This window comes from Shigella sp. SIG3, from assembly GCF_053555855.1.
The window spans coordinates 1-344 of the sequence record NZ_JBQZXE010000344.1 but is presented as its reverse complement, the minus strand read 5'-3'; the positions used below and the strand labels follow the sequence as shown (position 1 = coordinate 344).

Genomic DNA, 344 nt, shown 5'->3' with positions numbered 1-344 from the left:
ATGTAGAACCAGCTGGCATTCGTGAAGATTTGTTGCTGAAGTAGTTTAAAATTTTTGTCGGCGACATCCGGGAATACGGCGGCAAAGGCGACAAGAAGGAAAATTAGCAAAGCAGATGTAAAGAATACCGCTTTGTTAATCTGACTTGTAGACTTCTTTGGGATTGTATCATTTTCACTCATAATCATTTATTCCATTAATTAAATTCGCACTGGATAGAAGGTACTACCTCTCACAAAGTAGCAAAGTTCAACTGGCTATGCGGCGTTAATCGTAATGCATGGTGGAATGTTGAGGTGTACTGGCAATAGCGGACACTACCATTTGTTCTTTTTTTAAGCAGT

1 protein-coding gene is annotated in these 344 nt (G+C 39.5%); it reads right to left on the bottom strand.

Annotated features, from left to right (window positions below; genetic code table 11):
* Positions 1 to 182 (bottom strand): hypothetical protein (locus ACUU1I_RS21340; protein ID WP_256084336.1); only part of this gene is annotated, 182 nt, incomplete at its 3' end.
* Between the last annotated feature and the right edge of the window lie 162 nt (positions 183 to 344).